The 21,885-nt window shown below is 70.1% G+C and carries 24 protein-coding genes and 1 pseudogene; 10 read left to right on the top strand and 15 right to left on the bottom strand.

Translation table 11 applies throughout. The features are described 5' to 3' along the window. Position 1 precedes the first annotated feature (1 nt). Positions 2 to 997, top strand: a complete 996-nt coding sequence (locus OG844_RS20845; protein WP_406392207.1) for a helix-turn-helix transcriptional regulator — start codon at positions 2 to 4, stop codon at positions 995 to 997. A 212-nt stretch (positions 998 to 1,209) separates the two neighbouring features. On the opposite strand, the gene OG844_RS20850 is transcribed toward OG844_RS20845, so the two are convergent. From OG844_RS20850 to OG844_RS20870, 5 genes and pseudogenes are all read right to left on the bottom strand, one after another. Next, a complete protein-coding gene (locus tag OG844_RS20850; RefSeq protein WP_406392208.1) occupies positions 1,210 to 1,782 on the bottom strand; it encodes a Clp protease N-terminal domain-containing protein in 573 nt (190 codons plus the stop codon). Further along, positions 1,782 to 1,991 (bottom strand): helix-turn-helix domain-containing protein, encoded by a 210-nt coding sequence (locus OG844_RS20855; RefSeq protein ID WP_329207492.1) that lies wholly within the window; start codon positions 1,989 to 1,991, stop codon positions 1,782 to 1,784. The genes OG844_RS20850 and OG844_RS20855 overlap by 1 nt, the downstream gene beginning before the upstream one ends. 31 nt (positions 1,992 to 2,022) lie before the next feature. Next, a pseudogene (locus OG844_RS20860) lies at positions 2,023 to 2,465 on the bottom strand (GNAT family N-acetyltransferase). A gap of 104 nt (positions 2,466 to 2,569) precedes the next feature. Further along, complete coding sequence (locus OG844_RS20865; protein WP_406392210.1) at positions 2,570 to 3,535, bottom strand: zinc-binding dehydrogenase; 966 nt, start codon at positions 3,533 to 3,535, stop codon at positions 2,570 to 2,572. 150 nt (positions 3,536 to 3,685) lie between these two features. Next, positions 3,686 to 4,924: an NADP-dependent malic enzyme gene (locus OG844_RS20870; protein WP_406392211.1), complete on the bottom strand. Its 1,239-nt coding sequence runs from the start codon at positions 4,922 to 4,924 to the stop codon at positions 3,686 to 3,688. A gap of 521 nt (positions 4,925 to 5,445) precedes the next feature. On the opposite strand from OG844_RS20870, the gene OG844_RS20875 reads away from it, so the two are divergent. From OG844_RS20875 to OG844_RS20885, 3 genes are read left to right on the top strand one after another with little or no spacing between them, the layout of a single operon-like run. After that, the gene (locus OG844_RS20875) at positions 5,446 to 6,408 is read left to right on the top strand and encodes an ABC transporter substrate-binding protein (protein WP_351167080.1); all 963 of its coding nucleotides are present in this window, start codon (positions 5,446 to 5,448) and stop codon (positions 6,406 to 6,408) included. A 27-nt stretch (positions 6,409 to 6,435) separates the two neighbouring features. Beyond that, positions 6,436 to 7,404: an amino acid ABC transporter permease gene (locus tag OG844_RS20880; protein ID WP_406392213.1), complete on the top strand. Its 969-nt coding sequence runs from the start codon at positions 6,436 to 6,438 to the stop codon at positions 7,402 to 7,404. Continuing rightward, positions 7,401 to 8,162, top strand: a complete 762-nt coding sequence (locus OG844_RS20885) for an amino acid ABC transporter ATP-binding protein (protein ID WP_406392215.1) — start codon at positions 7,401 to 7,403, stop codon at positions 8,160 to 8,162. Before OG844_RS20880 ends, OG844_RS20885 begins: the two co-directional genes overlap by 4 nt. A 183-nt stretch (positions 8,163 to 8,345) precedes the next feature. Here OG844_RS20885 and OG844_RS20890 read toward each other — a convergent pair whose 3' ends face one another. After that, positions 8,346 to 9,107, bottom strand: coding sequence for a class I SAM-dependent methyltransferase (locus tag OG844_RS20890; RefSeq protein ID WP_406392216.1), 762 nt, complete (start codon positions 9,105 to 9,107; stop codon positions 8,346 to 8,348). A gap of 88 nt (positions 9,108 to 9,195) precedes the next feature. Here OG844_RS20890 and OG844_RS20895 point away from each other — a divergent pair, with 88 nt between their 5' ends. Continuing rightward, positions 9,196 to 9,825 carry a CGNR zinc finger domain-containing protein gene (locus tag OG844_RS20895; protein ID WP_383185879.1) on the top strand — a complete coding sequence of 210 codons (630 nt, stop codon included), beginning with the start codon at positions 9,196 to 9,198 and terminating at the stop codon, positions 9,823 to 9,825. Here the strand turns inward: OG844_RS20895 and sodX are convergent. Then, positions 9,729 to 10,166: a nickel-type superoxide dismutase maturation protease gene (gene sodX, locus OG844_RS20900; protein WP_351167088.1), complete on the bottom strand. Its 438-nt coding sequence runs from the start codon at positions 10,164 to 10,166 to the stop codon at positions 9,729 to 9,731. The two genes, OG844_RS20895 and sodX, sit on opposite strands and share 97 nt — an antisense overlap. A gap of 177 nt (positions 10,167 to 10,343) precedes the next feature. On the opposite strand from sodX, the gene sodN reads away from it, so the two are divergent. Beyond that, the gene (sodN, locus tag OG844_RS20905; protein WP_406392217.1) at positions 10,344 to 10,739 is read left to right on the top strand and encodes a superoxide dismutase, Ni; all 396 of its coding nucleotides are present in this window, start codon (positions 10,344 to 10,346) and stop codon (positions 10,737 to 10,739) included. A 197-nt stretch (positions 10,740 to 10,936) separates the two neighbouring features. Here sodN and OG844_RS20910 read toward each other — a convergent pair whose 3' ends face one another. The 4 genes from OG844_RS20910 to OG844_RS20925 form a co-directional block, all read right to left on the bottom strand. Continuing rightward, a complete protein-coding gene (locus tag OG844_RS20910; protein WP_406392219.1) occupies positions 10,937 to 11,818 on the bottom strand; it encodes an SDR family oxidoreductase in 882 nt (293 codons plus the stop codon). Continuing rightward, entirely contained in the window at positions 11,815 to 12,168 is a 354-nt protein-coding gene (locus OG844_RS20915; protein WP_406392221.1) for a DUF952 domain-containing protein, read from the bottom strand. Before OG844_RS20915 ends, OG844_RS20910 begins: the two co-directional genes overlap by 4 nt. Before the next feature lie 9 nt (positions 12,169 to 12,177). Then, positions 12,178 to 13,182 carry an NAD-dependent epimerase/dehydratase family protein gene (locus OG844_RS20920; protein WP_406392223.1) on the bottom strand — a complete coding sequence of 335 codons (1,005 nt, stop codon included), beginning with the start codon at positions 13,180 to 13,182 and terminating at the stop codon, positions 12,178 to 12,180. Between the two features lie 75 nt (positions 13,183 to 13,257). After that, positions 13,258 to 14,211, bottom strand: a complete 954-nt coding sequence (locus OG844_RS20925) for a LysR family transcriptional regulator (protein WP_406392224.1) — start codon at positions 14,209 to 14,211, stop codon at positions 13,258 to 13,260. Between the two features lie 279 nt (positions 14,212 to 14,490). Here OG844_RS20925 and snpA point away from each other — a divergent pair, with 279 nt between their 5' ends. After that, positions 14,491 to 15,144 carry a snapalysin gene (gene snpA / locus OG844_RS20930; RefSeq protein WP_406396202.1) on the top strand — a complete coding sequence of 218 codons (654 nt, stop codon included), beginning with the start codon at positions 14,491 to 14,493 and terminating at the stop codon, positions 15,142 to 15,144. A 69-nt stretch (positions 15,145 to 15,213) separates the two neighbouring features. On the opposite strand, the gene OG844_RS20935 is transcribed toward snpA, so the two are convergent. The 4 genes from OG844_RS20935 to OG844_RS20950 all read right to left on the bottom strand — a co-directional run bounded on the left by OG844_RS20935 (position 15,214) and on the right by OG844_RS20950 (position 19,197). After that, positions 15,214 to 15,882, bottom strand: coding sequence for a DUF6304 family protein (locus tag OG844_RS20935; protein ID WP_406392225.1), 669 nt, complete (start codon positions 15,880 to 15,882; stop codon positions 15,214 to 15,216). Between the two features lie 78 nt (positions 15,883 to 15,960). Continuing rightward, the gene (locus OG844_RS20940; RefSeq protein WP_406392226.1) at positions 15,961 to 16,557 is read right to left on the bottom strand and encodes a GNAT family N-acetyltransferase; all 597 of its coding nucleotides are present in this window, start codon (positions 16,555 to 16,557) and stop codon (positions 15,961 to 15,963) included. Positions 16,558 to 16,651: 94 nt separating this feature from the next. Next, positions 16,652 to 17,695 carry a family 2 encapsulin nanocompartment cargo protein polyprenyl transferase gene (locus tag OG844_RS20945; RefSeq protein WP_406392227.1) on the bottom strand — a complete coding sequence of 348 codons (1,044 nt, stop codon included), beginning with the start codon at positions 17,693 to 17,695 and terminating at the stop codon, positions 16,652 to 16,654. A gap of 95 nt (positions 17,696 to 17,790) precedes the next feature. Next, entirely contained in the window at positions 17,791 to 19,197 is a 1,407-nt protein-coding gene (locus OG844_RS20950) for a family 2B encapsulin nanocompartment shell protein (protein WP_406392228.1), read from the bottom strand. A 177-nt stretch (positions 19,198 to 19,374) separates the two neighbouring features. On the opposite strand from OG844_RS20950, the gene OG844_RS20955 reads away from it, so the two are divergent. From OG844_RS20955 to OG844_RS20965, 3 genes are all read left to right on the top strand, one after another. Then, positions 19,375 to 19,827, top strand: a complete 453-nt coding sequence (locus OG844_RS20955) for an RrF2 family transcriptional regulator (protein WP_406392230.1) — start codon at positions 19,375 to 19,377, stop codon at positions 19,825 to 19,827. Positions 19,828 to 19,932: 105 nt separating this feature from the next. Then, a complete protein-coding gene (locus tag OG844_RS20960) occupies positions 19,933 to 21,129 on the top strand; it encodes a globin domain-containing protein (protein ID WP_406392231.1) in 1,197 nt (398 codons plus the stop codon). A 138-nt stretch (positions 21,130 to 21,267) separates the two neighbouring features. After that, on the top strand, positions 21,268 to 21,858 hold the full coding sequence (locus tag OG844_RS20965) for an N-acetylmuramoyl-L-alanine amidase (RefSeq protein WP_406392233.1): 591 nt from the start codon (positions 21,268 to 21,270) through the stop codon (positions 21,856 to 21,858). Positions 21,859 to 21,885 lie beyond the last annotated feature (27 nt).

Genomic DNA, 21,885 nt, shown 5'->3' on the forward strand with positions numbered 1-21,885 from the left:
CATGCCCCCCGTATTCGCCCACGGCCGCCTACGCCTGTATCTCCTGAAGCTGCTGGACGAGGCCCCGCGGCACGGCTACGAAGTGATCCGTCTGCTGGAGGAACGCTTCCAGGGGCTGTACGCGCCGTCGGCCGGCACCGTGTACCCGCGCCTGGCGAAGCTGGAGGCCGAAGGCCTGGTCACCCATGCCACCGAAGGCGGCCGCAAGGTCTACTCGATCACCGACGCCGGGCGCGCCGAACTGGCGGGCCGCGGCGGCGAGCTGGCCGACCTGGAGCTGGAGATCCGCGAATCGGTCTCCGAGCTGGCCGCGGAGATCCGCGACGACGTACGCGGGGCGGCGGGCAAGGTGCGCAGCGAGATGCGGGCGGCGGCGTCCGAGTCGCGACAGGCGACGGGCGGCGCCCGGAGCGGCTGGGACTCCGACTTCGGGGACAGCGAGACATGGCGCACGGCGAAGGAAGAGCTCCGCAAGGCGAAGCAGGAGTGGAAGGAACAGGCCCGCCGGGCGAAGGACGAGTCCCGTCGCGCCCGTGAAGACGCGGAGCAGGCCCGCCGGCAGGCCCGGGAGGCCCACGAGAAGGCGCGTGAGCAGATGCAGAACGCCGCACGCCAGGTGCAGGAGCATTTCGCTCGGGGCGACTGGCCCACGGGCGTACGGGAAGGCCTGGCCGAGATCACCGGCCAGCTCGGCAACTTCGCGAAGACCGGCAGCTGGCCCTCGTACACGAGGCCCGACCCCGCCGCCCCCGACGTCGAGTGGGCCCCCGACGTCGAGTGGGCCTCCGACGCGACGACCACGGGCGACCCGTCCCGCGACCTCGACCGCCTGCTGGACCGCTTCCGCGACGACATCCGGGACGTGGCGCGGGACCGGGGAGTCACCGAGGACCAGCTGACAGAGGCCCGCCGCCACCTCGCGACGGCCGCGGCACACATCGGCACACTGCTCCGAGGCACCGCCGACGGCAAGACCGAGAACACCAAGAAGGGCTGAACCGGCGAAGCGGCCGGGCGTAGGTTCCGACCGGGTCCGGCCGGAGCCTACGCCGGGGGGGGGGCAGGGGCAGCCCGGCGGATGGTCAGGCCCGGGGGCCCCGGGCGGCCCTTCGCCCGGGCGGCCTCTTCGCCCGGGCGGCCTCTTCGGCCGGTGGGCCTCTTTGCCCGGTAGTGGGGCGGGCCCAAGGGCCGGGGCGGGCCCGGTGGGTGTCAGCCCGCCTTCGCCCGGCCTTCCCCCTCGTCCCCGTACAGCGCACGCTCCACCGTGGCGTACGTGGCGCCGTGTTCCGCGAGCACATCGGCGACCACTCCGGGGCAGGCCGTCAGTGCCAGCAGGACGTGTTCCTCGCCGATGAATTTGTCGCCGCGCCCGAGGGCGACACGCAGGGACTTCTCCAGGATGCCCTTCGCGCCCCCGGTGAACGGGCGCTGCGCCGACCACCACCGACGGCTCCTGCGGTCGCCTTGCAGGGCTCCCTCGCCATGGGCCCCTTCGACTCTGGCCACGATCTCGGTGACGTCGATACCCAGACCGGCCAGCGCCTCCGTATCCGCCTTGGTGAGGCCGCCGAGACGCCTGGCCTCCGCGAGAGCCGCCTCCAGGGAGGAGCGTTGGTCGACGAGACCGAGGGAGGCGGTGGCGAAGGCCGCGCGGCTGCCTGTCCGGTCCAGCAGCGAGAGCAGCAGATGCTCCTCGGTGACCGAGTTCGAGCCCTTTCGCTCGGCATGAACCACGGCGCCGGTCACCGTGGCCCGGGCACCCTTCGTGAATCGCTCGAACATCAATGCCTCCCGTACTTCTTGTGCACGGCCTGCCGGCTGACACCCAGCTCTGCGGCGATTTCCTGCCACGACCAGCCCTGGGCGCGGGCACTTCTCACTTGCACGGCTTCGAGTTGCTCAAGCAGCCGCCGCAGCGCGGCGACGGCCCGCAACCCCACGCGCGGGTCGTGATCACCGGCACGTGCGGCGAGATCCGTTGCTTCGGTCATGATGTCAACTTACATTGACAACCAAGAGGCGTCAACCAAAATTGACAGGATCGGTGGCCGGCCGGGCGTGCCGCTCCACGTCGTACCGGACGTCGCCGTAGCGGAGCTTCCCCCGTTCGAGGCCCTCCACCGCGAAGCCGGCCCGCTCGGCCACCTTGCAGGAGGCCGGGTTGTTCGTCCGGTGTCCGAGTTCCAGCCGGTGGAGTCCCAGATCGTCGAAGGCCCAGCGGGCGAGCGCCCGTACGCCCGCGGCGGCAACACCCCCGCCACGCGCCCCCTCAACCGTCCGGTACGAGACCCAGCCCGTGTCGTGGACGTGGTTCACCGCGGTCACGGCGGCACACCCGAGCACCACGTTCTCCCGGACGACGGCCCACGCGTACCCGAGCCGGCCGCTCGCCCGTTCTCCCGGTCGGCGATCCAGTCCAGGGCCTCGGCCGGGGAAGTGACCGGCCGGCCCGACTGGCGCGACATCTCGGCCGGGGCGAAGGCACCAAGGACGGCCGGGGCGTCGTACGGCTGCCAGGGGCGCAGCGACAGCCCCTCCCCGGCGCACGGGGCGCCTTCGGTCCCGGCGGTCACACGGTGGTCAGAACGATCTTCCCGAACTGGTCTCCGGCAGCGAGTCGCTCGAAGCCCTCACGGGCCCGATCCAGCGGAAGGACCTCATCGATGACGGGACGTACCCCTGTGGCCGCGCAGAACGACAGCAGGTCCTCCAGTTCGTCCTTGGAGCCCATCGTCGAACCGACGACCTTGAGCTCCAGGAAGAAGATCCGGGTCAGCTCCGCATGCGCGGGACGGTCGCCGCTGGTCGCACCCGAGATGACCAGTGTGCCGCCGGGACGGAGGGACTTCACCGAGTGTGACCAGGTCGCTGCGCCCACGGTCTCGATGACGGCGTCGACGCGCTGCGGCAGCCGTGCGCCGGGCTCGTACGCCTCGATCGCACCCAGCTCGACGGCCCGCTTGCGCCTGGCTTCGTCACGGCTGGTGGCGTACACCCTGAGCCCGGCGGCCCTGCCGAGCACGATCGCCGCGGTGGCGACACCGCCACCGGCCCCCTGGACGAGGACGGAGTCGCCCGGCCGCACGCCCGCGTTGGTGAACAGCATCCGGTACGCGGTGAGCCACGCGGTCGGAAGGCAGGCGGCCTGCTCGAAGGTGAGTTCCTTCGGCTTGGGCAGCACGTTCCAGCTCGGGACCGTGACCTGCTCGGCGAACGTCCCCTGGTAGCGCTCGGTGAGGATGGAGCGGGGCTCCCGGGGACCGACGCCGTGTCCGGTCTGGCCGATCACCGAGTGCAGGACGACCTCGTTGCCGTCCTGGTCGATCCCCGCGGCGTCGCAGCCGAGGATCATGGGCAGCTTGTCCTCGGCGAGGCCGACGCCCCGCAGGGACCAGAGGTCGTGGTGGTTGAGGGAGGCGGCCCTGACGGAGACGGTGGTCCAGCCGGATCGCGCCTCGGGAGCGGGGCGTTCGCCCAGCTCAAGTCCGTTGAGGGGCTGGTCCCGGTCGATGCGTGCGGCGTAGGCGGCGAACATGGCCCCGACGATAGGCGGTGACGCGCCGTGACGTAACTGTCCGATGGTGTGACGCTCGCCCCAACGAGCTCGCCCCGACAGGAACGGGGGCGGGTGGGGAACAGACCCGCGCAGCGGACCCGCTCCCCGACCCACCCCCGCCTCACCGCATCAGCGGCGTGCCACGCCCTCGGCCCGCGCGGCCGCGGCCACCGCGGCCGTGACCGCAGGAGCGACCCGCTCGTCGAACGGCGACGGGATCACGTAGTCCGCCGCCAGTTCGTCGCCCACGACATCGGCCAGTGCGTTCGCCGCGGCGATCTTCATGCCCTCGGTGATCCGGGAGGCCCGGACCTGGAGAGCGCCCGCGAAGATGCCGGGGAACGCCAGCACGTTGTTGATCTGGTTCGGGTAGTCCGAGCGCCCGGTCGCCACGACCGCCGCGTACTTGTGCGCGATGTCGGGGTGGACCTCGGGGTTCGGGTTCGCCATGGCGAAGACGAACGCTCCCCGTGCCATCGAGGCGACCGCCGGCTCGGGAACCGTGCCGCCGGAGACCCCGATGAAGACGTCCGCACCGGCGAGGGCCGTCTCCAGCGGACCGGAGAGGCCCCCCCTGTTCGTCAGTTCCGCCAGCTCTCGCTTGACGTCCGTGAGGTCGTCGCGGTCCCGGCTGACAATGCCCTTGCGGTCGGCGACGGCGACGTCACCGATGCCCGCCTCCAGCAGGAACTTCGCGATGGCAACCCCGGCCGCACCGGCACCGGAGATGACGCCGCGCAGATCACCGAGGGTCCGCCCCGAGAGCTTGGCGGCGTTGCGCAGTGCCGCGAGCGTCACGACGGCCGTGCCGTGCTGGTCGTCGTGGAAGACCGGAATGTCCAGGCGCTCCTGGAGCTTGCGCTCGATCTCGAAGCACCTGGGGGCCGAGATGTCCTCCAGGTTGACCCCGCCGAAGGACGGCGCGAGGCGCACCACGGTCTCGATGATCTCGTCCGTGTCCGTGGTCGCGAGCGCGATCGGAACCGCGTCGACGCCGCCGAACTGCTTGAACAGGATCGCCTTGCCCTCCATCACCGGAAGGGATGCCTCGGGGCCGATGTCCCCGAGGCCGAGCACGGCGGTGCCGTCCGTCACGACGGCCACGACCTGCGACTTCCAGGTGTAGTCGTGGACGAGCTCGGGATTCTCGGCGATGGCGCTGCACACCTTGGCCACGCCCGGCGTGTACGCGAGGGACAGGTCGTCCTTGTCGCGGATGGGCACGGTGGCCTGCACGGCCATCTTCCCGCCGCGGTGGAGGGCGAAGGCCGGATCGAAGAGCTCGCCCGCACTGCTGATGTCGTTCGCACTGGCCGCACCGTGCGTCTTGCTGTCGTCGCTGCGAGGATTGACGATCTCCGCTGCCATTGTGTTGACCCCTTAAGTCTTCATCGTTTGAGGGTGGCCACTCCTGGTTGAGGAGGGGTGGGTGGGCACCACGTACGTTCCCGGCACTGAGCGGTTGGCCCGCTCCGCAGGGGAAGTACGTACGCGCGGGCGCGCCGCACACGCGCCCTGGGCCCCGGATGAGGGGTGTAAAGGTCTTTCTTACCGGACGGACGGGGCCCCGGACGAGTCCATACCGCCTCGGTGACATGACTCATAGTCGAATATCTGGACAAGTCCACTAAGGGTCATAAAGGTCGCCCGCCGGTTGAGACGCACCGGAGATTCTCCGGAAGAATGCTCGGTTTCCAACAGATGGTCCGGCCTTGCAGTACCGGCCCGTTGGGGTTCGGGGGTCGCCCGTTACCCGATTTTGACATGCCGGGTCCCCTGAATGGGCTAGTCCGAATGGCAAGATGCCGTAATCACACAAGGTTGCGACACCCGATGGTGCGTGCCAACCCGATGACCAGCGTTCTTCTCACCGCCGGAGGATTCCGACCATGACCGCAAGCACCACGCGTCGTACGACCGCGAAGTCCCGGATTGCCGCGGTCTGCGCTGTCGCGGTCGCGGGCACCCTGCTGCTGACCGCCTGTGGCGACCAGACAGAGGGCGGCTCGACGAAGGCCGGTGACGGCACCGCGTCGAAGAGCGGTGCCCCGCTGTTCGACAAGCTCCCGGCGAAGTACCAGAAGTCCGGCGTCATCAAGGTCGGCACGAACGCCGAGTACGCCCCGATGGAGTCCGTCGAGAACGGCAAGATCGTCGGCGTCGACCCCGACATCGCCGAGGCGCTCGGCAAGCAGCTGGGCGTGAAGTTCGAGTTCACCTCCGGCTCCTTCGACGGTCTGATCACCGCCCTGAACACCGGTCGCCACGACATCGCCATGTCGTCCATCACGGACAACAAGCAGCGTCAGGAGGGCCTGGACGACAAGGGCAAGAAGCTGGGCAAGGGCGTCGACTTCGTCGACTACTTCCTCGCCGGCACCGCCGTCTACACCAAGAAGGGCAACCCCGAGGGCATCAAGTCCATCGAGGACCTGTGCGGGAAGGTCGCGGCGGTCCAGCGCGGCACCACGTACGAGGAGGCCCTGAAGAAGCAGTCCAAGGCCTGCACCGCCGGTGGCGAGAAGGCCATCAAGATCGAGTCCTTCGAGAACGACACCGAGGCCCAGACCCGCGTGAAGTCGGGCGGCGCCGTCGCCGGTGTCAACGACTACCCCGTCGCGGTCGACCTGGCCCGCAAGGCCGGTGGCGGCAACGACTTCGAGGTCGTCGGCGAGCAGGTCGACGCCGGCCCGTTCGGCATCGCGGTCAACAAGGACAACACCGAACTGCGTGACGTGCTCAAGGAGGCCGTCGACGCGATCATCGCCGACGGCTCCTACAAGAAGGTGCTCGACAAGTGGGGCGCCGGCACCGGAGCGATCGACAAGGCCGCCGTCAACGGCGGCAAGTGACCGTCGCACCACCGAAGGGCAGTCACCGTGACTGACAGTTTCGACAAGGTGCCCGGCGGCACATCAGCCGTCGCCGCACCCGTCTCCAAGGCAACCACCGTCGCACCGGAGACCATCAGGGCCATTCCCGTCCGGCACTACGGTCGCTGGATCAGCGGCGTGGTCGTCGTAGGTCTGCTCGCCGCCGTCGTGTACGCCTTCTCGCAGGGCAACATCCAGTGGCAGGCGGTCCAGGACAAGGTGTTCGACGACACCGTCCTGGCAGGCGCCGGCCGCACGCTGCTGATCAGCGTGCTGGCCATGGTCCTCGGCGTGGTCCTGGGCGTGGTGCTCGCCGTCATGCGCCTCTCGAAGAACCCGGTGACCAGCTGGGTCGCCTGGCTCTACATCTGGTTCTTCCGCGGCACTCCGGTCTACGTGCAGCTGCTGCTCTGGTTCAACCTGGCGCTGATCTTCCCGGTCCTCAACATCCCGTTCATCTACAAGGACGAGATGACCGACGTGATGACCCCGTTCATGTGCGCCCTGCTGGGGCTGGCCCTCAACGAGGCCGCGTACATGGCGGAGATCGTCCGGGCCGGCATCCAGTCGGTCGACGAGGGCCAGACCGAGGCCTCGCACGCGCTCGGCATGACCCAGGCGAAGACCATGCGCCGTGTGGTGCTCCCGCAGGCGCTGCGGGTGATCATCCCGCCGACCGGCAACGAGTTCATCAACATGCTGAAGACCTCGTCCCTGGTCTACGCGGTCACCTACAACGAACTGCTGCGCTCCACGTCGCAGATCGGCTCGACCAGTTACGCGGTGATGGAGATGCTCTTCGTCGCCTCGATCTGGTACATCATCATGACCAGCGTCTTCAGCGTGGGCCAGTACTACCTGGAGCGCCGCTACGCCCGGGGCAGCCTGCGCAGTCTGCCGCTCACCCCGTGGCAGCGGGTCAAGGTCAACCTCGCCTCCTTCAGCAATCGTCCCTCGGAGGGTGGTTCCGCATGACCGCGATGGTGAAGGCCGAAGGCGTACACAAGTCCTTCGGCGCCGCGCACATCCTCAAGGGCATCGACCTGGAGGTCGCCCCGCGTGAGGTCTTCTGTCTGATCGGCCCGTCCGGTTCCGGCAAGTCGACGTTCCTGCGGTGCATCAACCACCTGGAGCAGATCAACGCCGGGCGGCTGTACGTCGACGGCGACCTGGTCGGCTACCGGCAGAAGGGCGACAAGCTCTACGAGCTCAAGGACAGCGAAGTCGCGCTCCAGCGCCGGGACATCGGCATGGTCTTCCAGCGCTTCAACCTGTTCCCGCACATGACGGCCCTCGAGAACGTCATGGAGGCGCCGATCCAGGTCAAGGGCGAGACCAAGGCTGTCGCCAGGGCCCGTGCGGAGCGGCTCCTGGACCGGGTCGGCCTGTCCGACAAGGCCAAGAACTACCCGACCCAGCTCTCCGGCGGACAGCAGCAGCGGGTGGCGATCGCCCGCGCCCTGGCCATGGAGCCGAAGCTGATGCTCTTCGACGAGCCGACTTCGGCGCTCGACCCGGAGCTGGTCGGCGACGTCCTGGACGTGATGCGCGGTCTGGCCGAGGACGGCATGACGATGATCGTCGTCACCCACGAGATGGGCTTCGCCCGTGAGGTCGGCGACGCGCTGGTCTTCATGGACGACGGCGTCGTCGTCGAATCGGGTCACCCGCGTGACGTGCTCACGAACCCGCAGCACGACCGCACGAAGTCGTTCCTGTCCAAGGTTCTGTAGAGCCTCGCTCTGCGAAGGAAGGGCGGTACGGGCCGAGGCCCGTACCGCCCTTCTACGTGTGCGCGGCCCTACTTCTTCGGCAGCACCTGAGGACTCAGCAGCAGCGTGCGCAGTTCCTCCCGGCCAGAGGGGCGGCCGCGGCCGCCCCTCTTCTGCTGCTGGTGTTGCTTCTGCTTCCCCGCCCTACTTCACCGCGAGCACCAGGGAGTCCGACGGTGAGGACCAGACCGCCCGCGCCTCCCCGAAGCCGGCTGCGCGCAGGGTGCGGGCGTGCCACTGGACGGAGGGCATGTCGCCGTCGGCGTGCTCGCCGTAGATCTTGAAGCGCTCCGCGGTCGGTCCCGCTAGGACCGGGTCCTTGGCGGCGAGGGCCCACCACTCCGCCCAGTCGAGCGCACCGTCGGCCCGGGCGCGGTCCATCGCGGCGTGCCGGTGAGCGCGTTCGGCGGCGTTGATCCGGGGCGTGTCGGTGTCGATCATGTGGTCGGCGTTCATGAACACACCCCCGTCCCGCACCAGTTGCCCGACCCGTCCGTACAGGGCTGCGAGCGGCTCGCTGTGCAGCCAGTGCAGGGCCGTGGCCGTGAGGACGGCGTCGTACGAGGTGTGCGGGAGCCGCTCGGTCCAGCGGGGGTCCTTCAGGTCGGCGGTGACGAAGGTGACCCTGTCGTCGCCGTCGAAGGTGCCGCGGGCGATGGCGAGCAGCGCGGGGTCGAGGTCGACACCGGTGCTGGTGGCCCTCGGGAACCGCTTGAGGAGCCGGTCCGTAATACTTCCCGTACCGCACGCCAGGTCGAGCACTCTCGGTTCGGGCCCCACGACGGCCTCGACCATGTCCAGCATGACCCGGAACCGCTCCTCGCGGTCCGGCATGTACCACTCCTGCTGCCGGTCCCAGCTCTCCTGCCAGGACTGCCAGTCGGTGCCCGTCGCCGTCTCCGTCACACGAACCTCCACGTAATACCCAATGATCGTGTCCACCCATTACACTGGCCGACACATCGACCATAGACCGACGCCGTAAGGACTACAAGTGGAACTGGCCTATTACTCGGACTACGCCGTGCGTCTGGTCAACACCGAGGAGCCGGCCCGCAACAAGGACTCCCTCACCACCGTCGAGTCCGTCCGCGACCTGTTCGGCGCCAACGCCCAGGCCGCCCGCCGCGCCACCGACGCGGACGTGACCCGGTTCCGATCCGTACGGGCACGGCTGCGCGCGGTCTTCGAGGCGGCGGACGGCGGCGACGAGACCCTCGCGGTGGACCTGCTCAACTCACTGCTGCTGGAGTTCCCGGTGAGCCCGCAGATCTCCGGCCACGACATCCGCGACGAGGACGACAAGCCGGACTGGCACATGCACCTGGCCGACCATCCGTCGAACGCCACGGCCGGCTTCGCCGCCATCGCGGCAATGGGTCTCGCCTTCCACCTCACCTCGCACGGCGTGGACCGGCTCGGCCTGTGCGAGGCAGCGCCGTGCCGCAACGCCTACCTCGACACCTCCACCAACCGCTCGCGGCGCTACTGCTCCGACCGCTGTGCGACCCGGGCCAACGTGGCGGCCTACCGTGCCCGCAAGCGCCTGGAGACGGAACGGTCCGAGGAGACGGGCCGCAGCGCGGACACCGCCCAGCCCAGCACACCGAACACGGACCGCTGATCCTTCTTCAGCGGCCGGTACCGGGCCCGCACCCGGGCAAGTACGAGCTCCTCGGGCACCGTTCCGTAGTCCGTGCTGTCGCCGCCCGCGTACGAGTTGTCACCCAGCACCCACCAGCCCCTGCCACGGCGCTCGGCCGCCCGCTTCACGACCAGCAGGTCCTGCTGGAACGGGTGACGCAGGATCACCACGTCCCCGGGGCGCACCGGCGCCCCGTGCTGCACGAGCAGCCAGTCCCCGTGGTAGAGGGTGGGCACCATCGAGGGCCCCGTCACCTCCACCACCTGGAACGAGCCCCGCGCCGCCCGCCCGTTTCCCGGATCCTGCGTCAGTTCCGGCATCTGTGGCACCTCCCGGTCCGTCCTCCAGTACACCGCCGCGCACCGCTCCGTACATTCGGCCACTGGTCCCGTCGTCACCCTGGACTTTTGGCCTAAGCCCATGGGGCAGCCGCAGAAACCGGCCCCCCACGGAGTAATGTCCCACCTGAGAAGACGATCACGAGGAAGGACAGCTCCATGCTTTCCCGCCTGTTTGCCCCCAAGGTGAAGGTCAGCGCCCACTGCGACCTGCCCTGCGGTGTGTACGACCCGGCCCAGGCCCGCATCGAGGCGGAGTCCGTCAAGGCCGTCCAGGAGAAGTACCAGGCCAATGAGGACGCGGACTTCCGCACGCGCGCCGTTCTGGTCAAGGAACAGCGTGCCGAGCTCGCGAAGCACCACGTCTCGGTGCTCTGGAGCGACTACTTCAAGCCCCCGCACTTCGAGAAGTACCCGGGGCTGCACCAGCTGGTCAACGACGCCCTGAAGGCGCTCTCCGCGGCCAAGGGCTCGAACGACCCGGCCACGGGCCAGAAGGCTCTGGACCTGATCGCCGAGATCGACAAGATCTTCTGGGAGACCAAGAAGGCTTGATCTGCGGTCTTCGGATCCGCAGGACCGATCTGTCCGCACCCGGTACGCGCGGCTTCCCGACGGGAGGCCCTGCGTACCGGGTGCGGGCGTTTCCGCGACAACGCGTCGGGGCCGCCGTCGGTGAGCACGTGACCCTCGTACGCCTCGGCGGTACCCAGAAGCGCGTCACGTCTTGTCCGCCTTCCTGCCTGTCCGGGTCAGGCTCCGGGGAGGAGGTGGCGGTAGCTGTCCGGGTTCTCCCGGAGGTAGGTGGCCAGGTTCTTCGCCGGGTGCCCCGTGAGGGTGGGGACGGCGTCCGAGAGCGCGGCCATCTCGCCGGCCGCGATGGCCTCGTACGACGTGACCCAGCCGGCCACTTCCCAGTCCTCGGCCCCGTAGTGCGCACGGGAGACGTAGGCCTCCTCCCTGGTCTCGGGGACGTAGCGGATCGTTCGGCCCGTGCAGCGGCTCAGCTCCTCGGCCGCCTCGGCGAGGGTGAAGGCCTCCGGACCTGTGAGGTCGTACGTCGCGCCGTCGTGGCCGACGCCCTCGTCCAGCAGGACGGCTGACGCGGCGTCCGCGATGTCCTCGTGCGCCACGGCCGACACCCGGCCCTCTCCGGCCGGACCGCGCAGGATCCCGTCGGTGCCCGTCATCGCGGGGAGTGCCGCCAGGTACCAGCTGTCGCGCAGGAAGGTGTACCGCACTCCGGTCATCCTGATGTGCGCCTCGGTGTGCCAGTGGTCGCGCCCGAAGGTGAACGTCGCGTCAGGTGCGGCGGCGAGGAAGGACACGTACACGATGCGCTCGACGCCTACGGCCACGGCCGCGTCGACGGCCGTGATGTGCTGGCCCACCCGGTCGGGGCTCTCGTGGGCGGAGACGAGGAACAGGGTGTGCGCACCGTCCAGCGCGCGGCGCATGGCCTCCCCGTCACCGTAAGGGGCGGACGGCGCGAGGTCCGCTCCGGGCAGCCGGGGCAGCCGTGCCGGATCGCGTCCGAGGAGCCGTACGGGGCCGCCGGTGCGGGCGAGCCGTTCGGCGACCCGGCCGCCCACCGCCCCGCTCGCCCCGGTCACTGCGACGAGGGGGCCGATCACAGCGCATCGCCCTCCTTCTGCGCCGTGGCGTGGGTCCACGGGCGTACCTCCACGACCGCGTGCACCGGGAGCGGTCCGTAGATGTGCGGGAACACCTCGCCACCGGGCTCCATCGCCTCGTGGCGCACGGGGACTTGGAGCCGGTCGGGGTCGATGACCAGCACCACCAGGTCCCCGTCGTCGGAGCCGTACAGCATCCGCGCGACACCGGGGAGCTGGTGCGGCAGTGAGCAGTGGATGAAACCCTCTTCGCGCAGGGTTCGGCCTCGGGTGGACATCTCGTACGTCCCGGTCCCTCGTGCCGCTTGACACAGGGGCTCTTCGGCGAGGTGCAGCAGGTGTTCGGTCATCTGGCCACGCTAAGGGGTGTCGGTTGCCGCCAGAAGCTTCGCCTCGGTCCGCGCGTCGAGGCCGACCGGGGGCCTGTCCGGCCGCTGCGGGGCCTTGCCGCCGCGCTCGCGCATCCACTGCCAGGTGTCGGCCACCGTGTCGCCCACGGGTCTGCACCGCAGCCCGGCGGCATGGGCCTTGGCGACGTCGCCCCGGTGCAAGGAGTCGTAGAGCTCGCCGGCGGGCAGCCAGACCGGCAGGTCGCTCCAGGGTTCGACTCCTGCCGCGAGGAGCACCTCCGGGTCGGTCCAGCGCAGGTCGGCTTGCGAGCCGGTGACCCGGACGCAGGTGTCGAGCAGCTCACCCATGGTGGTGTGACCGGGGTGGCTGACCGTGTTGTACGCGCCGCCGAGACCGGCCGCCGCGGCGTCCAGGATCCAGCTCGCCAGGTCGCGGGCGTCGATGTACTGGAGAGCGGCGTCCCGTGGCCCCGGGGCGATGACAGGGCCGCCGCGGGCCGTGCGCTCGAGCCACCACGGCAGCCGGCCCACGTTCTCGCCGGGCCCGAGGATCAGGCCGGCCCGGGCCAGCAGCGCCCGGTCGCCGAAGGCGTCGAGCGCCGCCAGTTCACCGCCGCGCTTGGCCAGGGCGTACGGGACGTCCGCGCCCGCGTCGGCGGAGGCGCCTGCGACCAGCGGGCCGTCCTCGGGCAGCCCGGCCGGGGTGGGGTACTCGTACACGGAACGGCTGGAGACGTAGGTGTAGTGCCCGGTCCGGCCGGCCAGCAGACGGGCCGCGTCCCGTACGGCGGAGGGGGCGCCGCTCCAGGTGTCGACGGTCAGGTCCCACGTGCCTTCGGCCAGTGAGACGAGGCCGTCCCCGCCCGTCGTACGGTCGCCGGTCAGTACCCGCACCCCCGGCGGTGCCGCGTGGCGGCCGCGGTGGAACACCGTGACCTGCCAGCCGCGGGTGAGCGCCGCGTCGGTGACGGCACGGCCGACGAATTCGGTGCCGCCCAGCATCAGGATCTTCATGGGAAGACCTTGCCCGCCGCGGCCTCTGCGGGAAACGGTGCCTCGCTGTCGGCAGAACGGGGAACTCTCCGCGGTTCAGGGCGTATGCGCGAGCGGGCTGCGGTTGCGCAGCAGCCACTGGTGGTAGCCCGCCGCCCGCCGGGCCGCTTCGCGGTACGCCGCTTCCAGCTCCCCGTACACCACGTCCGTGTCGGCGCCCGTCCGGGAGACCAGCATCAGCCGCACCGCGAGCGGGTCGCCGCGCAGGGGGCGTATCGCCATGTCGTCGCGCGGGCCCGAGGTGGGCTGGCAGGGAGCGACCGCCTCGCCGAGTACGACCAGGGAGGCCGCCGTGAGGTAGTCCCCGTGCAGGACGGGCGGGTCGAGGCCGGCGGCGCCGAGCACCCTGCGTACGCCGTCCCATTCGCCGTCGACCGACGGGTCGACCATCCAGCGGTCGGCTGCCAGGTCGCCGAGGTCCACCACGGGGCTGCCCGCCGCGGGATGGTCGCGCGACAGCGAGATGAACTGTGGTTCCCGGTCCAGGAGTACGCGCCGGTCCAGGCCCTCCGGAATGTCCAGCGGGAAGCCCTCCACCTCGTGCACGAACGCGACGTCGAGGCGGCCCGCCGCGACCGTGCGCAGCAGCGTCCGGGCGGAGACGTCGACGCGCAGCGAGATGTCGGTGTCGGGCAGCCGCACCCGCAGTCTGCGCAGCCAGCCGCCGATGACCCTGCTCGCGGTGGATCCGACGCGGAGCCGGGGGCCTTCCGCGCGGGCCGCCTCGGCCTCTGCCAGGGCGGCTCCGACCAGCGCCGCCATGCCGTCGACCAGGGGGCGGGCCCTGCTGAGGACGGCGCGTCCGAGCAACGTCGGCCGGCAGCCGGTCCTTTCACGCCTGAAGAGCTCCGCCCCCAGGGACTTCTCGATCCGCTGCAGCTGGGTCGTCAGGGAGGGCTGGCTCACGCCGAGCCGGCGGGCCGCTTGGTGCAGGCTGCCCGCGTCGGCGATGGCGCAGAGCGCCTTGAGGTGTCTGACCTCGAGCTCCATGGCGATGAGCGTATGGCTGTCCGTACGCGGTGCACCAGACGGCCCAACCCCACTAAACAGCAGCAATTCAGGGAGTGTTGGGGCGCCGTGTATGTGCGGTTGCGGTGTCGGTGCTGTGGGGCGATAAGGCGGCGTTATCGCCGGTTGACATCATCCGCTGCCGCCCGGCCGCGCAACACACTCTCTCCGTACCCCCCACCCGTTCCCTGTCCGGTCCGCCGGACAGGGTTCATCGGACAGGTAGGAGAACCCCCCATGAGACACCCCAGGACAGTCATCATGTCGGCTGTGGCCGGTCTCGGCCTCACCCTTGCCGCCGCACTGGGCGCCACGCCCGCGGTCGCCGCGCCGGCCCCTGTCGCTCCCTCCACCTCCGTGACGGCCTCTCAGGCCAGCTACGCCGCGTACGCCGGATCCAGTGAGAACGCCGCAGCGAACAAGGCCTTCTTCGACGCCGTCATGAAGTCGGTCGCCGAGAAGCGCGCCGCCAACCCGGGCGCACAGGCGGTCACCGTGATCTACAGCGCCGCCAACGCCCCGAGCTTCCGCAGCCAGATAGCGAGCAGCACCAGCATCTGGAACAGCTCGGTCAGCAACGTCAGGCTGCAGGAGGGTTCCAACGCCGACTTCCGCTACTACGAGGGCAATGACTCACGGGGCTCGTACGCGAGCACCGACGGGCACGGCAGCGGCTACATCTTCCTCGACTACGCCCAGAACCGGCAGTACAACTCGACCCGTGTCACCGCCCACGAGACCGGGCACGTGCTCGGGCTGCCGGACCACTACACCGGCCCGTGCAGCGAGCTCATGTCCGGTGGTGGCCCCGGCACGTCCTGCACGAACGCCTACCCGAACGCGACCGAGCGCTCGCGGGTGAACACCCTGTGGCGGAACGGCCTCGCAGCGGCGCTCGCCCGTACCGCTTCCTGACACCGTCGGACCAGTGCCGTAGGGGCCGCTCCGGAGCGGCCCCTACGCGCATGCCCGTGACGTCGGGAATCAGGCAAGCTCGAGCGGGAAGGCACCACGGTGGCCGGTCCCCGCCCCCTCGGCCGGACGCGGCTCGAACTCCGGGCAGCTCCATATCTCCTGGACCAGTCCCGTCCGCCTGTCCCACAGGTCGGCGACATCCGCGCCGCCTGCCGCGTCGCGGTAGGCGGCCTTCGCCCCGCGGAAGCAGGCGAGCCCGCCGGAGAGCCCGCGGACCGGTACGGGGAAGTAGTCCGAGAAGGCGCAGGCGATGCACGTCTGGAGGCGGATACCGGGCGGCAGGATGCGCTGGATCGTCGCCAGGGCGGACGCGAAGTCGCTCTCGGCCCGGTTCGATTCGTATGCCGCACCGTCCAGATGGAGGGCGAGGTACAGATCCGGGTCGGCGCGGCGCAGCGACAGCAGGCAACTGAGCGTGACCTGGCGGACCGTGCCCGAGACGAGGACCGGCAGCGGCAGGTCCCACTCGAGGACGCAGTCGCTGAGCGAACCGTCCACCATGTCGAACGCCCCGCTTTCGGGCGGCACCGCGGCCACGGGGCTCAGGCTGTCGAAGCTCTCGCCCTCGAATTCCGCACCCCTGACGCGAATCCGGAGTTGCTGCCCGTCCGTGGTGAGGATGACCGGCTCGGAACCGTGACGGTCCCGGTACCAGCCTGCCCACGACTCATCTGTCATGTGCAGGGACTGTAGCCCGTGCCCGGTGCCGCCACGGTGGCACCCTCCCCTTCCCCCTCGCTGCGGCCTGACCGCTGTTCAGACTGTGTACGGTTCACGCCACATGGGCCACATGGAGGGCCCGTCCGGTAGGTCCACGGTCTGCCCCATGAAGGTGAACCCGAGCCGCTCGTAGAGACCTCGGCTGCGCTCGCTGCTCGCCTCCAGATAGGCCGGCACACCATCGCGGTCGCACCGCTCCAGCACCTCGGTGATGAGCGCTTCCCCGATCCCCTCCCCCTGGCGCTCCGGCGAGACGCCGATCATCAGCAGATACTCGTGGGCACGGTCGTGCGGGTGGACGGCGCCCGTCAGCCTCCCGATCAGTTCGGCCCGTTCGTTGTCGGGATCCGCGTTCTCCCGCATGAGTGCGGGGGTGTCGTCGCCCCCCTCGGGTGCTCCCGCCGGCACCGGGAGCCAGAGGGCCACGGCCGTGCCGTCCTCCAGGATGTCGATCCGGCCGCCCGCGAGCGTGATGTCGGCGAAGACGCCGAGGAACTTCCCGTGCACCGCGCGCCGGTGCTCCTCGTCCGGAAAGACCCAGCTGCTCACCGGGTCGTTGTGGAACGCCTCGTCCAGGATCCGTACGACCTGGTCCCTGTCCCGCTCGTCCGCCTGCCGTATGCGTACACCCATGACCGGCCCCGCCCCTTCGTCCCCGATGTGATGGTCTCAACCGACTGTCGGGATCCTAGAGTTGCATCGGGGTGCCGGTTACGGAGGCCTCGGCTCAGTGCGTCCTGCGGGTGACGAACTCGGCCAGGGCGAGCAGGTCTCCCGCAGCGGCCGGATCGGGCACCGCACGGGACAGATGGTGGACCGCCCGGGCCATCCGGTCCGCCGCGCACATCTGCGCCCAGTCCCGGCCGCCCGCCCGGTCCACGGCGTCGGCTGCCCTGCTCACCTCGCCCGGAGTGCTCATGGCTCCCCGGTAGAGCGCGGCCAAGTCGGCGGCAGCGGGCGTGCCCGAGGTGAGAGCGGCCACCACCGGCAGGGACTTCTTGTGGGCTGACAGATCCGCCCCGACCGGCTTGCCCGTACGGTCCGCGTCCCCCCAGATTCCGATCAGGTCGTCGATGAGCTGGAAGGCCAGACCCGCCTCCCTCCCGAAGCCGTCCATGGCTCCCACCGCTCGCTCCCCCGCCCCCGCGTACAGGGCGCCGAGGGCACAGGCGCAGCCGAGAAGCGCACCCGTCTTGGCCGTGGCCATGGTGAGGCACTCGTCCAGCGTGACGTCGTCGGGGCTGCGCTTCTCCAGGGCGCAGTCGGCCTGTTGCCCCGCACACAGTTCGATGACGCAGGTGGACAGCCGGGTCGAAGCGCGCGCGGACGCCGGGTGCGGGTCGTCGGACAGGAGTCGCTGTGCGAGGGCGAGCATGGCGTCCCCGGTGATGACGGCGTCCGGCACTCCGAACACGGCCCACGCCGTGGGCCGGTGCCTGCGGGTGGCGTCCTCGTCGATCACGTCGTCGTGGAGCAGGGTGAAGTTGTGTGCCAGCTCCACCGCTACGGCGGCCCGTACCGCGTGGTCCGGATCGCCGCCCAGCGCGCGTGCGGCGGCCAGGACCAGTGCGGGCCTGATGGCCTTGCCGGCCAGCCCCGAGGCCGGGCTTCCGTCCGCGTTCTGCCAGCCGAAGTGGTACATCGCGACCTGGCGTATGCCTCCGGGCAGCGATTCCACGGCAGCTCGCAGATGCGGGTCGACTACGCCGCGGGTGCGCTCCAGGAGCGCGGCGGCCTCGTGCCCTTCCGTCGCGGCATCCGTACTCGTCATGGTCACGGTCACTCCTTCCGGGTGCCCCAAAGGCACCTCTGTCGCGGCCCTGCGCGTACGGGGCCCGGGCGGGCGTAGCCCGGGCCCCGGGCGGATCACCGCCAGCGGCTGACCTCGACGTTCTCCAGGACACCCAGGGCATCCGGCACCAGGATGGCGGCGGAGTAGTAGGCCGTTACCAGGTACGAGATGATCGCCTGCTCGTCGATGCCCATGAAGCGGACCGACAGGCTCGGCTCGATCTCGTCCGGGATGCCGCTCTGCTGAAGTCCGACGACGCCCTGCTCCGCTTCACCGGTCCTCATGCAGATGATCGATGTGGTGCGGGCATCGGTGACCGGGATCTTGTTGCAAGGGAAGATCGGAACCCCGCGCCAGGCGGGCACATGGTGCCCTCCGACCTCCACGCTCTCCGGCACCAGACCGCGCTTGTTGCACTCGCGGCCGAAGGCGGCGATGGCCCGCGGATGGGCCAGGAACAGTTTCGACCCGCGCCGGCGCGAAAGCAGTTCGTCCATGTCGTCGGGTCCGGGGGCCCCGTCGTGGGGCTGGAGCCGCTGCTCGTAGTCGCAGTTGTTGAGCAGTCCGAACTCGCGGTTGTTGATCAGCTCGTGCTCCTGGCGCTCCCTCAGCGCCTCGACGGTGAGCCGCAACTGCTGCTCTGTCTGGTTCATCGGCTGGTTGTAGAGATCGGCGACCCTGCTGTGGACCTTCAGCACGGTCTGGGCGACGCTGAGTTCGTATTCACGTGGAGCCGACTCGTAGTCGACGAACGTGTGCGGGACGACGCTCTCCCCCACATGGCCGGCGGACAGATCGATCTCCGCCTCGCCGTAGCGGTTGGTGCGCTGGTGCGGGATGGAGAGCAGTCCGGCGAGGTGGTCGCGAAGCGAGTCGGCGCGGGCCGCGAGGTTGAGCACGTCCGAACGTCGCAGGGTCAGCAGCGTGCAGGCGGTGACGGCCCGGGCTGTGTACTCCCAGGCCGCGTCGCCGTCGATCAGCGCCTGGTCACCGAAGTAGGCGCCGTCGGCGAGGACTCCGAGCACCGTCTCGTCGCCGTACGGGCCGGTGCCGACCTTCTCGACCTTTCCGTGGGCCAGCAGAAAGACGCGGTCCGCCGCGTCCCCCGAAGCGGCGAGCACCTCGCCGGCCGCCACGTCACGCTGCTCGCACCTGCGCGCCAGCTCCCCCAGCACCTCTTCGTCCCCGAAGTCCCGCAGGGCGGGCAGTTCGCCGAGCTCGGCGGGGATGACCGCGACCCGGTCGCCGGTCTGGACGAAGGTCAACCGGCCGTCTCCGACCGAATAGCTGAGCCGGCGGTTCACCCTGTACGTCCCGCCCTGCACCTGCACCCACGGCAGCATGCGCAGCAGCCACCGCGAGGTGATCTCCTGCATCTGCGGGGCGGACTTGGTCGTTGTCGCGAGGTTCCGCGCAGCCGCTGTGCCGAGACTCTGCTGCGGCGGCGACTGCGTGTCGCGAACCTCTTCACCAACGGACATCCGACATCCTCTCGATCATGGACTGACCTGCGAGAAGAAGCCTTTCAGCAGGAGGACAGGGTGCGCTATTACACAAAAGAGTGTGACTAATCGGGCTGGTGTCTGGGCACGTTGCTCTGCGTCGCCGCGCGTCCTCCTTAATTTGCATCTTTGATGCAACATACCTACGTTGAACCCATGCGCCTGACGAGATTCACCGACGTGGCACTCCGCGTACTCATGCGCCTGGCTGTCGCGACGGGGGACGAGGACCCGCCGACCACCCGCGAGGTGGCGGCCACCATGCAGGTGCCGTACACCCACACCGCGAAGGTCGTCGCCCGCCTCCAGCACCTCGGCCTCGTCGACGCACGCCGCGGCCGCGGCGGCGGTCTCACCCTCACCGGAGCCGGCCGGTCCATATCGGTCGGCGCTCTCGTGCGCCAGCTGGAAGGGCCCGGCGAGGTGGTCGAGTGCGAGGGCGCCACCCCCTGCCCCCTTCGCTCCGCCTGTCGGCTGCGCTCCGCCCTCCGGGCGGCGGAAGAGGCCTTCTACGCCTCGCTGGACCCCATCGCCGTCGCCGATCTCGTCTCCTCCCCCACCGGCCCCCTGCTGATCGGCATCAGCGGCAGCCGTCCCGCGCCGGACTGACCGGCGCACGCCCCACCGTGCGCCGATTTCGCCGCCCTGAAATATGCATCTTAAATGCCAGTTTTTTCGTCGCCCTGATCCGCTCCACACCTGAGGAGTCACCCCATGCTCTCCGAGACGTCGACCGCCACCGTCCGTGCCACCCTGCCCGCCGTCGGGGCGGGCATGGGCGCCATCGCGGACCTCTTCTACCGGAAGCTGTTCGACGCCCGACCCGAGTTGCTCCGCGACCTGTTCAACCGCGGAAACCAGGCGTCCGGCACACAGCGCCAGGCTCTCGCGGGCTCCATCGCCGCCTTCGCCTCCCAGCTGCTCGAACACCCGGAGACCCGCCCCGACGCGATGCTGATCCGCATCGCCAACAAGCACGCGTCGCTCGGCATCACACCCCCGCAGTACGAGGTCGTGCACACCCATCTCTTCGCGGCCATCGCCGAGGTACTCGGTGACGCGGTCACGCCGGAGGTCGCGGCCGCCTGGGACGAGGTCTACTGGCTGATGGCCAACGCCCTGATCGCCATCGAGAGCCGCCTGTACGCCCAGCAGGGCGTCGTCGCAGGTGACGTGTGGCGGGAGTGGACGGTGACCTCACGGACCGATGAGACGCAGGACGTCGCCACGTTCTGGATCACCCCCTCCGACGGCGCCCCGGCTCCCGACTTCAACCCTGGCCAGTACGTCTCCGTGCAGGTCGAGCTCCCCGACGGCGCTCACCAGATACGCCAGTACAGCCTCTCCTGCGCGCCGGGCTCCGCCCTGCGTTCCCTGACCGTCAAGCGGGTACGGGGCGGAGGCACTCCCGACGGCGAGGTCTCGCGGCACCTGCACGCCCACGTGCGGGAGGGCGACCGGCTGCGCGTCTCGGCCCCGTACGGCGATCTGGTCCTCGACGACAGCGACGCCCCGCTGCTCCTCGCCTCGGCGGGCATCGGCTGCACCCCCATGCTCTCGATGCTGGAACACCTGGCGACGAAGGACCACCGCTCCCCCGTCACCGTGGTGCACGGCGACCGTTCGGTCGCCGACCACGCCCTGCGCACCGACCACGCCCTGCTCACCGCCAAGCTCCAGGACGCCACCGCGCACTTCTGGTACGAGCACCCGGAGCCGGGCCACCCCCGGGAGCGCACCGGTACGGTCGACCTGACCGCCCTGCCGATCGCTTCCGGAACCCGCGCCTATCTCTGCGGCCCGTTGCCCTTCATGCGCGCCGTCCGCTCCCAGCTGCTCGCCAAGGGTGTGCGCGCGGCCGACATCCACTACGAGGTGTTCGGCCCCGACCTCTGGCTCGCCCGGGGCTGACCGACGCCGGAGGTGGTGCCCACAGCTCGCGGAACTGTCCGGAACGACTCGCACTTTGCCCGAACAGGTGGCCCGGAGGCCCACGTTCCGGTACAAGCGCTGTACGGACACACTCCCCACGTACCAAAGGAGTCGGCCATGTCCTCACCCATGTCCGCGAGCAACTTCCTCAAGGCCCTGAAGGACGAAGGGCTCACCGTCGTCCAGGTCGGCGACTGGCGTACACACAACCGCAACCACACAGGCCCCTGGGGACCGGTGCACGGTGTGATGGTCCATCACACCGTCACCAAGGGCACCGCCCGCACCGTCGAGATCTGCCGTGACGGCTACTCGGGCCTGCCGGGCCCGCTCTGCCACGGCGTGATCGCCAAGGACGGCCGGGTCCATCTGGTCGGCTACGGCCGCGCCAACCACGCCGGCCTCGGCGACGACGACGTCCTGCGCGCAGTCATCGCGGAGAAGGCACTGCCGACCGACAACGAGGCCAACACCGACGGAAACCGGCACTTCTACGGGTTCGAGTGCGAGAACCTCGGCGACGGGGACGACCCCTGGCCCGCCGTCCAGCTCGAAGCCATCGAGAAGGCCGCCGCAGCGGTCTGCCGCTTCCACGGCTGGGACGCACCTTCGGTCATCGGTCACCTGGAGTGGCAGCCGGGCAAGGTCGACCCGCGCGGCTTCTCGATGACGGGCATGCGCACCCGGATCCACGACCGGCTCAAGTAGCGGCGGGCGATCCGCGCGGGCCGCACC

The sequence above is a fragment of the Streptomyces sp. NBC_00887 genome (assembly GCF_045207585.1).